This window comes from Pseudomonas sp. VEM90 (assembly GCF_054611535.1).
The window spans coordinates 16,678-30,042 of sequence record NZ_JBTRAR010000030.1 but is presented as its reverse complement, the minus strand read 5'-3'; the positions used below and the strand labels follow the sequence as shown (position 1 = coordinate 30,042).

The 13,365-nt window shown below is 62.9% G+C and carries 12 protein-coding genes; 2 read left to right on the top strand and 10 right to left on the bottom strand.

Annotated features, from left to right (window positions below; all coding sequences use genetic code 11):
• Nucleotides 1-96 precede the first annotated feature (96 nt).
• The 9 genes from panC to dksA all read right to left on the bottom strand — a co-directional run bounded on the left by panC (nucleotide 97) and on the right by dksA (nucleotide 10,882).
• Nucleotides 97-960 (bottom strand): pantoate--beta-alanine ligase, encoded by an 864-nt coding sequence (gene panC, locus ACYCCG_RS23355; protein WP_459671929.1) that lies wholly within the window; start codon nucleotides 958-960, stop codon nucleotides 97-99.
• Entirely contained in the window at nucleotides 957-1,757 is an 801-nt protein-coding gene (gene panB, locus ACYCCG_RS23350) for a 3-methyl-2-oxobutanoate hydroxymethyltransferase (protein WP_339534269.1), read from the bottom strand. The genes panC and panB overlap by 4 nt, the downstream gene beginning before the upstream one ends.
• 262 nt (nucleotides 1,758-2,019) lie before the next feature.
• Nucleotides 2,020-2,499 (bottom strand): 2-amino-4-hydroxy-6-hydroxymethyldihydropteridine diphosphokinase, encoded by a 480-nt coding sequence (gene folK, locus ACYCCG_RS23345; RefSeq protein ID WP_339534268.1) that lies wholly within the window; start codon nucleotides 2,497-2,499, stop codon nucleotides 2,020-2,022.
• The gene (locus ACYCCG_RS23340) at nucleotides 2,496-3,878 is read right to left on the bottom strand and encodes a polynucleotide adenylyltransferase PcnB (RefSeq protein ID WP_176685366.1); all 1,383 of its coding nucleotides are present in this window, start codon (nucleotides 3,876-3,878) and stop codon (nucleotides 2,496-2,498) included. Before ACYCCG_RS23340 ends, folK begins: the two co-directional genes overlap by 4 nt.
• Before the next feature lie 778 nt (nucleotides 3,879-4,656).
• Entirely contained in the window at nucleotides 4,657-6,099 is a 1,443-nt protein-coding gene (locus tag ACYCCG_RS23335; protein WP_339534267.1) for a sigma-54-dependent transcriptional regulator, read from the bottom strand.
• Between the two features lie 4 nt (nucleotides 6,100-6,103).
• Nucleotides 6,104-9,079, bottom strand: a complete 2,976-nt coding sequence (locus ACYCCG_RS23330; protein ID WP_176685364.1) for a sensor histidine kinase — start codon at nucleotides 9,077-9,079, stop codon at nucleotides 6,104-6,106.
• Nucleotides 9,063-9,239, bottom strand: coding sequence for a hypothetical protein (locus ACYCCG_RS23325; protein ID WP_003250005.1), 177 nt, complete (start codon nucleotides 9,237-9,239; stop codon nucleotides 9,063-9,065). Before ACYCCG_RS23325 ends, ACYCCG_RS23330 begins: the two co-directional genes overlap by 17 nt.
• 245 nt (nucleotides 9,240-9,484) lie before the next feature.
• Nucleotides 9,485-10,372: a tRNA glutamyl-Q(34) synthetase GluQRS gene (gluQRS, locus tag ACYCCG_RS23320; RefSeq protein ID WP_176685363.1), complete on the bottom strand. Its 888-nt coding sequence runs from the start codon at nucleotides 10,370-10,372 to the stop codon at nucleotides 9,485-9,487.
• Nucleotides 10,373-10,435: 63 nt separating this feature from the next.
• Nucleotides 10,436-10,882 (bottom strand): RNA polymerase-binding protein DksA, encoded by a 447-nt coding sequence (dksA, locus tag ACYCCG_RS23315; RefSeq protein ID WP_003250009.1) that lies wholly within the window; start codon nucleotides 10,880-10,882, stop codon nucleotides 10,436-10,438.
• 210 nt (nucleotides 10,883-11,092) lie between these two features.
• Here dksA and ACYCCG_RS23310 point away from each other — a divergent pair, with 210 nt between their 5' ends.
• Nucleotides 11,093-12,265 (top strand): pyridoxal phosphate-dependent aminotransferase, encoded by a 1,173-nt coding sequence (locus ACYCCG_RS23310; RefSeq protein WP_176685362.1) that lies wholly within the window; start codon nucleotides 11,093-11,095, stop codon nucleotides 12,263-12,265.
• Nucleotides 12,265-12,978, top strand: a complete 714-nt coding sequence (gene sfsA / locus ACYCCG_RS23305) for a DNA/RNA nuclease SfsA (protein ID WP_339443705.1) — start codon at nucleotides 12,265-12,267, stop codon at nucleotides 12,976-12,978. The genes ACYCCG_RS23310 and sfsA overlap by 1 nt, the downstream gene beginning before the upstream one ends.
• Here sfsA and ACYCCG_RS23300 read toward each other — a convergent pair.
• Nucleotides 12,968-13,285, bottom strand: a complete 318-nt coding sequence (locus tag ACYCCG_RS23300; RefSeq protein WP_021784782.1) for a Rieske (2Fe-2S) protein — start codon at nucleotides 13,283-13,285, stop codon at nucleotides 12,968-12,970. The two genes, sfsA and ACYCCG_RS23300, sit on opposite strands and share 11 nt — an antisense overlap.
• Nucleotides 13,286-13,365 lie beyond the last annotated feature (80 nt).

Here is a 13,365-nt window from a genome sequence, read left to right as displayed (position 1 = left end):
GGGATTTTGGGGGGCTTTACAAGCAAGTCCGCCCCTACAGCTGAACGTGTAGGGGCGGGCTTGTCTGCGAATGGACTGCAAGGCAGCCCAAGACCATTATGCGGTCTTCTCTTCCATATGCAGGTAGAGGTTGTCGATCAACCGCGTGTTACCCAGGTAAGCCGCCGCAATCACCACCAGGTCTCGATCATCGATCACTGCCGGGCGCAGGCTTACGGCATGGCGTACTTCCAGGTAATCCGGACGGAAACCCGCTGCGCTCAGTTGTGCCTGGCCTTCAGCGACCAGCGCGGCAAAATCCCGCTGGCCACGGCCGATGCCCGCTGCAATGTGCTGCAGTGTGCGGTACAGCGCTGGCGCAGCAGTACGCTGCTCTGGCGTGAGGTAACCATTGCGCGATGACAGCGCCAAGCCATCCTCGGCACGCACGGTGGGTTCGCCGATGATCTGGATCGGCATGTTCAGGTCGCGCACCATGGCGCGGATCACCGCCAGCTGCTGATAGTCCTTCTCGCCGAACACGGCAAGGTCTGGCTGGACCATGTTGAACAGCTTGTTCACTACGGTGGCCACGCCTTCGAAATGCCCAGGTCGGCTGGCGCCGCACAGGCCTTCGGAAAGCTGGGGCACGCTGACGCGGGTTTGCACGCTCATGCCGTCGGGGTACATCTCTTCCACGGTGGGCGCGAAGAGCAGGTTGCAGCCGGCCTGCACCAGGCGCTCCTGGTCGGCTGCCAGGGTGCGTGGGTATTTGTCGAGGTCTTCGTTGGCACCAAATTGCAGCGGGTTGACGAAGATGCTGGCGACCACGAAATCGGCGCGCTGCGCAGCCTTGGACACCAAGGCTGCATGGCCGCTGTGCAGGTTGCCCATGGTCGGCACAAAACCGATGCGTTTGCCTTCACCGCGAGCGCGGGCCACTGCCGCGCGCAGTTCGCGGACGGTCTTGACTGTATTCATGCACTGAACCCGTGTTCGCTGCCTGGGAAACTGACTTGCTTGACTGCCTCGACGTAAGCGACGAGGGCGCTGTGGATATCCGGTTGGCCCTGCATGAAGTTCTTCACGAACTTCGGTACCCGGCCGCTCAGCGACAGGCCGAGCATGTCGTGCAGTACCAGTACCTGGCCATCGGTGGCGCTGCCGGCGCCAATGCCGATTACCGGGATGCCTACGGCGTTGGTGATTTCCGCCGCCAGTTCGCTGGGTACGCATTCGAGCAGCAGCATGGCCGCACCGGCCTGCTCCAGGGCAATGGCGTCGGCGCGCATCTGCCGGGCCTGGGCTTCCTGGCGGCCCTGCACTTTGTAGCCGCCCAGCACGTTGACGGTTTGCGGGGTCAGGCCCATGTGCGCGCAGACTGGCACACCACGTTCGGCCAGCAAGCGGATGGTTTCGGCCAGCCAGGCTGCGCCTTCGATCTTGACCATGTGGGCGCCGGCCTGCATCAGTGTGGCGCTGTTGGCAAAGGCTTGCTCCGTAGTGGCATGGGCCATGAACGGCAGGTCGGTGAGGATCAGCGCGCCGTCGTTGCCGCGTTTGACGCTGGCGGTGTGGTAGGCCATGTCCGCCGTGGTTACTGGCAAGGTGCTGTCGTGGCCCTGCAGGACCATCCCCAGCGAGTCGCCCACCAGCAACACTTCAACGCCGGCCTGGCTGGCGGCCTTGGCGAAGGTCGCGTCGTAGCAGGTCAGCATGGTGATTTTTTCACCCTTGGCCTTGAGGCCGTTAAGGGTGGTAAGGGTTACTTCAGGCATGTAGGAAATTCCTCGTTCAGGCGCTGTAAAAAACGACTGCATTCAACGCGTGTAGTCATCTTCCGGAGCGGCACATCATCGCGCGTGATGTTCGGGCACAGGTCCGTCCGGGCCTAAATACGGGTATGCGGCACTTTGGTGCCACACGGGACGCCTATAGTCGTGAGCGAGGTGTGGGAAGTCAATCACCCTGTTACCGCATTGTTACGATCAGGGTGTTACTGGCGTTACCGAGGTGGCAATGCAGGCTGGAACGCCCGGTTTACAAGCGTTCCAGGCCGACGAACGGGCAGTCGTCAAGCAGTTGCGCGAGGGCGCGGCCATCGGCCAGGCGGAAATCGCCCGGTACCAGTTCGGCCAACGGATACAGCACGAAGGGGCGGGCATGCATGTGGTAATGCGGCACTTTCAGGCGTGGCTGGTCGAGCACCTGGTCACCGAACAGCAGGATGTCCAAATCCAGCGTGCGGGGGCCCCAGCGCTCTTTGCGCACGCGGCCCTGGTCGTTTTCGATGGCCTGCAGCGCATCGAGCAATGCCAGTGGTGCCAGGGCGGTGTCCAGGGCGGCGACGGCATTGGTGTAGCGCGGTTGGCCGGGCAGCAGCGAATCGCTGGTGTACAGGGCCGAGGCAGCTACCAGGCGCGTGGCTTCGACCTGGTCGAGCGCCTGCAAGGCGCTACGCAACTGTTCGGCAGGGGCGTCCAGGTTGCTGCCCAGGCCTACGTAGGCACGAATGGTCACTCGAACGCCTCGTCACCACTGCGCTTGCGTTTGCTGCCGCTGCGCTTGCGTTTGCGCGGGCCGGCGCTTTCGTCACGGCTGCCAAGCTCGCGGATCATCTCGCGGCGCTCGCTGTCGTTTGCGTCCTGGTAATCGGTCCACCACTGGCCCAGGTCGTCGGTCTCTTCCCCGGCGCTTTCACGCAGCAGCAGGAAGTCGTAACCGGCGCGGAAACGCGGGTTGTCCAGCAGCATGTCGGCGCGCTTGCCGCTGCGGCGCGGCAGGCGCTCCTGCATGTCCCAGATCTCGCGGATCGGCAGAGTGAAACGCTTGGGGATGGCAATGCGCGCGCACTGCTCGGCGATCAGGTCGTGGGCCGCACCGTTCATGGCCGGGATCGGCGGCACGCCTTGGTTCTGCAGGTGCAGCACACGGGCCGGCAAAGCTGGCCAGAGCAGAGCAGCGAACAGGAAGGCTGGTGTCACCGGCTTGCCCTGTTTCACGCGCAGGTCGGTGTTGTTCAGCGCCTGGCTGATCAGCGTGTGGGTGTAGGTCGGCCGCTCGTCCAGCGCTTGGGCACTGGCCGGGAACAGCGGTTCGAACAACTCCAGATCGACCAGCATTTCGAAGGCCATGGCACCTTGGCCGCTGAGGAACAGCTTGAGGCATTCCTCGAACAGGCGTGCGGGTGGAATCTCGCGCAGCATCGGGGCCAGACCGCGGATCGGCAGGAAGGTGTGCTTTTCGATGCCAAAGTCGAGCTTGGCGGCAAAGCGCACCGCGCGCAGCATGCGCACCGGGTCTTCCTGGTAGCGGTGGGTCGGGTCCCCGATCAGCCGCAGCAGGCGATTGCGCACGTCGTGCACACCGTTGGCGTAATCGAGAATGCGTTCGCTGACCGGATCGTAGTACAGGGCGTTGATGGTGAAATCGCGGCGCTGCGCGTCCTCTTCCAGGGTGCCGTACACGTTGTCTCGCAGAATGCGACCACTGGCGTTATGCGACGAACGGTGGGCATCGCCCTGGTCGTCCTCGGAGTGGTGGGCGCGGAAGGTGGCGACTTCAATGATCTCACGGCCGAAATGCACGTGGACCAATTTGAAGCGGCGACCAATGATGCGGGCGTTGCGGAACTCGGCACGGACCTGTTCGGGGGTGGCACTGGTGGCCACGTCGAAGTCCTTCGGCGTGATGCCCAGCATCAGGTCGCGGACACAGCCACCGACCAGGTAAGCCTGGTAGCCGGCGCTTTGCAGGCGCTCCACGATGTTAACCGCATGACGGCTGAACTGGTGGCGCTGCAGCGAGTGCTGGCTCTTGTTGATCACCTCGGGCGTGGTGCGCCTGTGGTGCGGGCCCGGTACGGGCGGGCGGAAAGACTGGAACAGCTTCTTCAGCATGGGATGCACTGTGTGAAGGAATGTTCGGCCAAGAATAGGAGAATGGCCGCATGATGGGCGGGGATTCTAGCATTTACTCGGGGAATGGTGTAGGCGGGTAGCAGGATGCCTGCCAGAAGGGTAGAAATGACAAGGGGAGCCTAAGCTCCCCAAGAAGTCATTGCGTGCTCTTATTGTTTTTTTGCTGGGCTTCTTGTTTTTGTTGAGCGCCCTGTCCACAAATCTCGAAACTTGTGGACGACCCCCAAACCGGGGGTAAAGAGCAAACGGATTGCTTTGGCCGCTGATGACACGTTGATCTGTCGATCCAACCAGTTCAGGCGCTGCTTTTTAGTGCAGTTTTTGTTGTTCTCTGCCTGGTTGTGGGGCAAGCCCCAAACACGCATCCTCTCCAAAAGAATCAGTTAGCTGCGCCTCCGCCATCTTGTTTTTATTGTGCGTGAGCCGTTTCGTCTTGTTCTTATTATGAGTTGCAGTGCTTGTTATTGTTCTTGTACCAAAGATATAGCAGGTGCCGTGCCAACTTTTGAAAACCCAGCAAAATCAGGGGTTTGAGCGGGTTTTGCAATTCTTGGCAGGTCGAAAAGGTCGGGATTTCGTTACCGTACGCCTCGGGGACTGTTACGGCGGAAAGCTGGGGTAACAGATTTTTACGGGAGGTGATGTGTTACCTGCGGGGCGCCGTGACACGTTCTGCGCCTGTGAGACCGAGCGCCGCGCGGGCGGCGCTCGATCTCACCGACGCCGCGAAGGCCACGGCGTGCGGTGCGCAGGTGGGTTATTCGCTGGTAGCGTTGCTCTTGCGCCGTGGGATGCCCAGGCGTTGGCGGCGTTCCCACAGGCACTTGCGGCTGACGCCGAGCTTGCGTGCCAGTTCGGTCTCGGTCATGTGGTCCTGGTGTTCAAGCACGAAGTGCTGGAAGTAGTCTTCCAGCGACAGGTCTTCGGTCGGCTCGTGGCTCGCATTGGTCGCGCTGGACACCACCAGGGCATTGTCGAGGATGTCGTCCTCTTCCAGGTCGCTCAGCTCGATGTCGATGCCAAGCAGCTCGGCGGAAATTTCTGCGCTCTCGCTGAGGATCACCGCGCGCTCCACGGCGTTCTCCAGTTCACGCACGTTACCGGGCCAGCTGTAGTGACGAATGGCTTGCTCGGCCTCGGCCGAGAAGTGCAGGTCGTCGCGGCCGATGCGAGCGCTCTGGCGGGCGAGGAAGACGCTGGCGATCTCGTTGACGTCGCTGCCACGCTCGCGCAGGGCCGGCAGCTTCAGGGCAATGACGTGCAGGCGGTAATACAAGTCTTCACGGAACTGGCCGGCCTTGGCCAGGTTTTTCAGGTCGCGGTGGGTCGCGGCGATCAGGCGCACATCGACCTTTTGCGACTGCACCGAACCTACCCGGCGTATCTCGCCTTCCTGCAGCACACGTAGCAGGCGAGCCTGGGCTTCCAGCGGCAGTTCGCCAATCTCATCGAGGAACAACGTGCCGCCATCGGCGGCCTCCACCAAGCCGGCGCGCCCGGCGCTGGCGCCAGTGAACGCGCCTTTTTCGTGGCCGAACAGTTCGGATTCGATCAGCGTTTCGGGGATGGCTGCGCAGTTCACCGAGATCATCGGTGCCTTGGCCCGGCGAGACAGGTTGTGCAGGGCGCGGGCCACCAGCTCTTTACCGGTGCCCGACTCGCCCTGGATCAGCACATTGGAGTCGGTAGGCGCGACTTTGCGGATCTTGCTGTACATGTCCTGCATGGGCTGGCACGAGCCGATGATGCCGATTTCGCCATTGGCCGTTGCCGCGCTGCCTTTGTCGGGCGCTGCAACCTTGCCATTGCTGGCGCGTGGCTCGGCAGGTGGTGCCGCAGCCGGGGCGTTTTGCCGGTCGCGCAGAATACGCGCCACTGCCTGTAGCATCTCGTCATGGTCGAAGGGCTTGGCGATGTAGTCCACCGCGCCCATTTTCATCGAGTCCACCGCTGAGCGCAGGCTGGCGTAACTGGTCATGATCAGCACCGGGGTGCCTTGGCCGAGCTTGATCAGCTCGGTGCCGGGCGCGCCTGGCAGGCGCAGGTCGCTGACGATGAGGTCGAAAGTGGCAATGCTGAAGCGTTCCTGGGCTTCCTGCACCGAGCCGGCCTCGCTGACCTGGTACTGGTTCCGCTCAAGCAGACGACGCAAGGCCGAGCGGATGATGGTTTCGTCTTCGACGATCAGAATGTGCGGCATTGATTCAATTCTCTCGACGGTCTCGAATTTCAGGGGACGTCGCTACGACATGCCGGGGCAGGGTCACGCGGATCCGGGTGCCACGTTGCCGTTCGATATCGGCCGGGCTGTCGATGGTGATTTGCCCATAATGCTCTTCCACGATGGAATAGACCAGAGCGAGCCCCAGTCCGGTTCCTTCGCCCGGGTCCTTGGTGGTGAAGAAGGGTTCGAACAGGCGGTCCATGATGGTCTTCGGAATCCCGCTGCCTTCATCTTCGACGATCAGGTCGACGGTGTGCTCGTTAACCTCGCTGCGCACGCGCACGGCGCTGCCGGGCGGCGAGGCATCGCGGGCGTTGGAGAGCAGGTTGATCAGTACCTGGGCCAGGCGTTGCGGGTCACCTTCGGCCCAGTGGTCCGGGTCGCAAAGGTTGAAGAACTGTACTTCGAAATTGCGCCGGTTCAACGCCAGCAGACCGATGGCATCTTGTGCCACTTCGGCCAGGCACACAGGCTCCTCGCTGTTCTGGTGGCTGCCGCCGGCATGGGCGAAGCTCATCAGCGACTGGACGATGCGCGATACGCGCTTGGTCTGGTCAAGGATCTGGCTGGACAACTCGATGATTTCGCCATCGTCTTCGCGTTCCTCGCGCAGGTTTTGCGCCAGGCAGGCGATACCGGTGATCGGGTTGCCGATTTCGTGGGCCACGCCGGCGGCCAGGCGGCCGATGCTGGCCAGGCGCTCGGAGTGCACCAGCTTGTCTTCCAGTGCCTGGGTTTCGGTAAGGTCTTCCACCAGCAGTACCAACCCGCTGTTACCGGGGGCCAGTGGCTCGTCGATGGCTGCCTTGTGCAGGTTCAGCCAGCGCGGCTGGCCGTCCAGCGCCAGGCGCTGCTTGTGCAGGTGCTCGTCGGGCACGTTGATGAAGCCTTGCAGCAGGCCGCGCCAAGGCTCGTCGATGGTGACCAGACGCGAGCCGACCACATGCTTGGCGGCGATGCCGGTGAGCTCTTCCATGGCCTTGTTCCACATCAGGATTTCCTGGTCCTTGGCCAGCGAGCAGACGCCCATGGGCAACTCCTGCAGGGTCTGGCGATGGTAGCGGCGCAGGGCATCGAGTTCGGCGGCCAGCCCGGTCAGGCGCGAGTGGTAATCCTCCAGGCGGCTTTCGATGAAGTGGATGTCTTCGGTCACGTAGTTTTCGTTACCGGACTTGTACGGCAGGAAAGTCTCGACCATGTCCTGGGCCACGCTCGGCCCCATCAGGCCGGACAGGTTGGCCTCGATGCGGTCGCGCAGGCGGCGCAGGGCATAGGGGCGGCGTTCGTCGAACGGCAGGTAGAGATCGCGTAGCGCTTGCTCCACTTCCTTTTGCGCGGCCTTGGCGCCCAGCGGCTTGGCCAGCTGGGTGGCGAACTCCTGCGGCGAAGCGGCATGCAGTTCGCGGCGTTGCGGGCGGCGCACGTTATCCACGGCACAGGCTTCGGCCGCGCTGACCTCTTCGTTGCTGGCGTTGGTGAACAGCGAGATCAGGGTGAACAGCAGCACGTTGGCCGCCAGCGACGCGATGGCTGCCATGTGCCAGCTGGTATCGTCCAGCACATAGATCATGTCCAGCAGCGGGATGTAGAAGCCCTGCAAGTTGCCGAGAAGCGGCAGCAGCATGGTCACCATCCACACCAGGGTGCCGGCCAGCAGCCCGGCGATGAAACCGCGGCGGTTGGCGGTTGGCCAGTAGAGCACCGACAGCACCCCAGGCAGGAACTGCAAGGTGGCGACGAAAGCGACGATGCCCAGGTTGGCCAGGCTCTGGTGGTAGTTCTGGCTCAGGTAGAACATGAAGCCGGCGGTGATGATGGCGACGATCAGTGCACGGCGGGTCCACTTCAGCCAACGGTAGATGTTGCCCTCGGCCGGGGGCTGGTAAAGCGGCAGCACCAGATGGTTAAGGGCCATGCCCGACAGCGCCAGGGTGGTGACGATGATCAGGCCGCTGGCTGCCGACAGGCCGCCAATGTAGGCCAGCAGTGCCAATGCCTGGTTGTTGGCGGCGATGCCCAGGCCCAGGGTGAAGTACTCGGGGTTGGTGCTGGCGCCCAGACGCAGGCCGGCCCACAGCACCAGCGGCACGGCAAGACTCATCAGCAGCAGGAACAGCGGCAGGCCCCAACTGGCGCTGACCAGCGAGCGCGGGTTGAGGTTTTCGGTAAAGGCCATGTGGTACATGTGCGGCATGACGATGGCCGAGGCGAAGAACACCAGCAGCAGGGTACGCCATGGGCCTTCCTGCAGGGGTGTGTGCAGGGCGGCAAGGGCGGTCTGGTTCTGCAACAGCCAGACTTCCAGCTCGTGCGGGCCGCCGAATACGCCATACAAGGCATACAGGCCGATACCGCCCAGGGCCAGCAGTTTGATCACCGACTCGAAGGCGATGGCGAATACCAACCCCTCATGTTTTTCGCGCGTGGCGATGTGCCGCGAGCCGAAGAAGATGGTGAACAGAATGATCAGCGTGCAAAAGGCAAAGGCCACCCGGGCCTTGACCGGTTCACCGGTAAGGATGCTGATCGAGTCGGCCACCGCCTGGATCTGCAGGGCCAGCAACGGCAGCACGCCAATCAGCATGATGATGGTGGTCAAGGCTCCGGCCCAGGTACTGCGGAAGCGGAAGGCCAGCAGGTCGGCCAGCGATGACAGCTGGTAGGTGCGGGTGATCTTGAGGATCGGGTAGAGCAGCACCGGCGCCAGCAGGAATGCGCCAGACACCCCCAGGTAACAGGCAAGGAAGCCGTAGCCGTACTGGTAGGCCAGGCCAACCGAGCCATAGAAGGCCCAGGCACTGGCGTAAACGCCCAGCGACAGGGTGTAGGTAAGTGGGTGGCGAATGATCGAACGCGGGATCAGCCCGCGCTCGCTGATCCAGGCCACGCCGAACAGCACCATGAGGTACCCGGCGCTGATCAGGATCATCTGGGTCAGGCTAAAGCTCATCGGCATCTCGTTGGCTCTGCAGGATGAAGGTGACGACGATCAGGATCAGCCAGAGCAGGTAGGGGCGGTACCAGGCTCCGGTCGGTTCGATCCACCAGTCCATGATGGCCGGGGAGAACAGGTAGATCCCCACGACCAGAAGCAGGACCAAACGATAGATGTACATGCTGGCCTCGATGGTTGGGCGCTGCGGGCTTGAACTTATTATTGGCGCAAATGGCAGGGGGGATGCTAGCGGGAATCCACAGCGTTAGCCAAGGGTTTGAATTTACTGGGCTTTTGTTTTTGAGAGGAGGAATGAATGTGCCGGCCTCTTCGCGGGTGAACCCGCTCCTACAGGTAAAGCGTTGCCTCTAGGTTTATTGAGGACCCTGTGGGAGCGGGCGCACCCGCGAAGAGGCCGGTAAAGGTTCAGCGCAAATCAGCCTCCGGCACGGTGGTCCGCTGCGCGATCGCTTCTGGCCGCCACTGCGTGCGCGCGACTGCCAGCACCTCTGCCGGCGTAGCCAACAGCAGTTCCGGGTCCGTCTCCTGCCCCAGCGCCCGCAATGCCCGCAACAGCAGGGGGGTAGCATGCTCCGCCTGCAGTGGCGGGGAACGGTACGACTTGCCCAGCTTGTGCCCATCTGGCTGCACGATCAGCGGAATATGCAGGTAACGCGGCTGTGAGAAGCCCAACAGTTCCTGCAGGTACAGCTGGCGCGGGGTATTGTCGAGCAGGTCGGCGCCACGCACGATGTCGGTAACACCCTGCCAGGCATCGTCCAGCACCACGGCCAGCTGGTAGGCGTATAACCCGTCACGACGCTGGATGACGAAATCGCCCACCTCACGCCCCAGGTGTTGCTGGTACTCACCCTGCACTCGGTCGGTAAAGCGGTAGATCAGCTCCGGCACCCGCAAGCGGATGGCCGCCCCTTCACGGGCATGCCCGGCGTCGCGGCAAAAGCCTGGGTAGATGCCGTTGTAGCTTTCCAGCTGCTTGCGCGAGCAGGTGCATGCGTACGCCAGGCCCATGTTGAACAGGCGGTCTACCACGGCGGCATAGGCATCGTGGCGCTGGCTCTGGAATACCACCTCGCCATCCCATTGCAGGCCGTAACGTTCCAGCGTCTGGAGGATGGCATCGCGCGCGCCGGGCATTTCCCGGGGCGGGTCGGTGTCTTCCATGCGCAGCAGCCAGCGGCCGTTGACGGCGCGGGCATCGAGCCAGGAGGCGAGGGCGGCGACCAGCGAGCCGAAGTGCAGGAAGCCGCTGGGGGTGGGGGCGAAGCGCCCGATGTAGCTGGAGTCGGTCATGGTCAGGCTGGGTATATAAATGAAACGGGGCGCATGATGCGCCCCGTTCAGGTGGAAGAAAGATCAGCCTTTGCCGACCGTTTTTTCCTTTTTCTCGGCAATTTCCTTGCAGTCGAAGCACAGGTCGGCGGTCGGGCGGGCTTCCAGGCGGCGCAAGCCGATCTCGATGCCGCACGACTCGCACCAGCCGTACTCCTCGTCCTGAATCTTCTGCAGGGTTTTATCGATCTTCTTGATCAGCTTGCGCTCGCGGTCGCGGTTGCGCAGTTCGAGGGCGAACTCCTCTTCCTGGGATGCGCGGTCTGCGGGATCTGCGAAGTTGGCTGCCTCTTCTTTCATATGGTCAACGGTCTTGTCGACGCCGACCATCAGCTCTTGCTTCCAGCCAGTGAGGATCTTGGTGAAGTGCTTGCGCATGGGCTCACCCATGTACTCCTCACCCTTGGTCTCCTGATAGGGTGCAACCCCATAAAGATTCTGGTTGGCTTTTTGCTTTTCTAGGGTGGACATGAATAGACCGCCTCTCACTCATCTGATCCAATGCGCAGGATGCTCCATCTCCGGCGACCGCCGGCCCTGCGACTGCGAGCCGCCGAACTTACCAGATAGATCGGGGGTGCGCTACCCCGCCCGATCCTGCTAATTGACACTGGCCTGAGCGGTACGTTCGGTGGTGTGCAGAGGTAGAATCTCCAGTTTAGACCCAATTGAGAGAAGGTCATGGCCCAACCCTACAGTGCGCGCAGCCGCGCCATCGAACCTTTCCACGTCATGGCGCTGCTGGCCCGTGCCAACGAGCTGCAGGCGGCCGGGCACGATGTGATTCACCTGGAAATCGGCGAGCCGGACTTCACCACGGCTGCCCCCATCGTCGCTGCCGGCCAGGCCGCGCTGGCCGCCGGGCACACTCGCTACACCGCCGCACGCGGTCTGCCGGCACTGCGTGAGGCAATTGCCGGCTTTTATGGGCAGCGCTATGGCCTGAATATCGACCCTGAGCGCATCCTTATTACCCCGGGTGGCTCCGGCGCGCTGCTGCTGGCCAGCAGCCTGCTGGTGGACCCGGGCAAGCACTGGCTGCTGGCCGATCCGGGTTACCCGTGCAACCGCCACTTCCTGCGCCTGGTCGAGGGCGGGGCCCAATTGGTACCGGTGGGCCCGGACGTGAATTACCAACTGACTGCCGACCTGGTTGAGCGCTACTGGGACAAGGACACCGTCGGCGCCCTGGTCGCTTCGCCGGCTAACCCGACCGGAACCGTGCTGGGGCGCGAAGCGTTGGCCCGTCTGGCCAAATCCACCCATGAGCGGCATGGTCATCTGGTGGTGGACGAGATCTACCACGGCCTCACCTACGGCATCGACGCGCCAAGCGTGCTGGAAGTCGACGACTCGGCATTTGTCCTGAATAGTTTTTCCAAGTATTTCGGCATGACCGGTTGGCGCCTTGGCTGGCTGGTGGCCCCGCCCGGTGCGGTGGCCGACCTGGAGAAACTGGCGCAGAACCTGTACATCAGCGCGCCGAGCATGGCCCAACATGCCGCGCTGGCCTGTTTCCAGCCCGAGGCGCTGGCCATTTTCGAAGAGCGCCGCGCCGAATTCGCCCGCCGTCGCGACTACCTGCTGCCCGCCCTGCGTGAACTGGGTTTCCGCATTGCCGTCGAGCCGCAAGGCGCGTTCTACCTGTATGCCGATATCAGCGCTTTTGGCGGTGACGCGTTCGCATTCTGCCGACACTTCCTGGAAACCGAGCACGTGGCGTTCACGCCGGGCCTGGACTTTGGTCGCCACCTGGCCGGGCACCATGTGCGCTTCGCTTATACCCAGAGCCTGCCGCGCCTGGAAGAAGCGGTGCAGCGTATTGCCCGTGGCCTGCAGAGCTGGCAAGGCTGATGCGTTTCTCTCCGTCACTCGAGCAGGGCCGCCTGCTGCGTCGCTACAAGCGCTTTCTGGCCGATATCGAACTGGCCAGCGGCGAGCAGATGACTATCCACTGCCCGAATACCGGCTCCATGCTCAACTGCATGCGTGAAGGTGGGCAGGTGTGGTTCAGCCGCTCCAACGACCCCAAGCGCAAGCTGCCAGGCACCTGGGAAATCAGCGAAACCCCCCAGGGGCGGTTGGCCTGCGTGAATACCGGGCGGGCAAATGCGTTGGTCGAAGAGGCCCTGCGCGCCGGCACTATCACTGAACTGGCCGGTTTCACTGCACTCAGGCGCGAAGTGGCCTATGGCGAGGAAGGCAGCCGTATCGACTTTCGCCTGGAGTTCGAGGGTGCCCCGGCCTATGTCGAGGTCAAAAGTGTGACGCTGGGCTACCCCGACACTGCTGTTGCGGCCTTCCCCGACGCGGTGACTCAGCGCGGTGCGAAACACCTGCGCGAGCTGGCAACGCTGGCCCGGCAGGGCGTGCGGGCCGTGCAGCTGTATTGCGTGAACCTGACCGGTATCGACGCTGTGCGCCCGGCCGAGGAAATCGATATGGCCTACGCCCAGGCGCTGCGCGCTGCAGTAGCGGACGGGGTGGAGGTGCTGGCCTATGGCACCCGGCTGGACGCCGAGGGTATCGTCATCGATCGCCGCTTGCCGGTGCTGCTTACCCCTTGAACCAGATGCCCTGGCTGTCTTCGTGGCAGCCCAGGGGCTGCAGTTGCTCACCCTCGCAGGGCCCTGCCACGCATTCGCCGCTTTCTATCAGGAACAGCGCACCGTGATGGGCGCAGTGGATGAGGCTGGCGCTGTCATCCAGAAACGCGTCGTCTGCCCAGTTCAGTGGGATGTCCCGGTGCGGGCAGCGGTTGCGGTACAGGTACACCTGACCTTGGCGACGCACGCCGAACAGTTCGAGGCCGTCTACGCTGAAGGCGCGGCTTTGGCCCTCGGCCAGGCTGAGGGATGGACAAAGGAAGTGCATGGCAAGGATGGCTCGTGAGACACGTGATGGCTTGACGCTCCAATGCGAATAATTATCAAATTGCCCGCATTCGCTGCGCC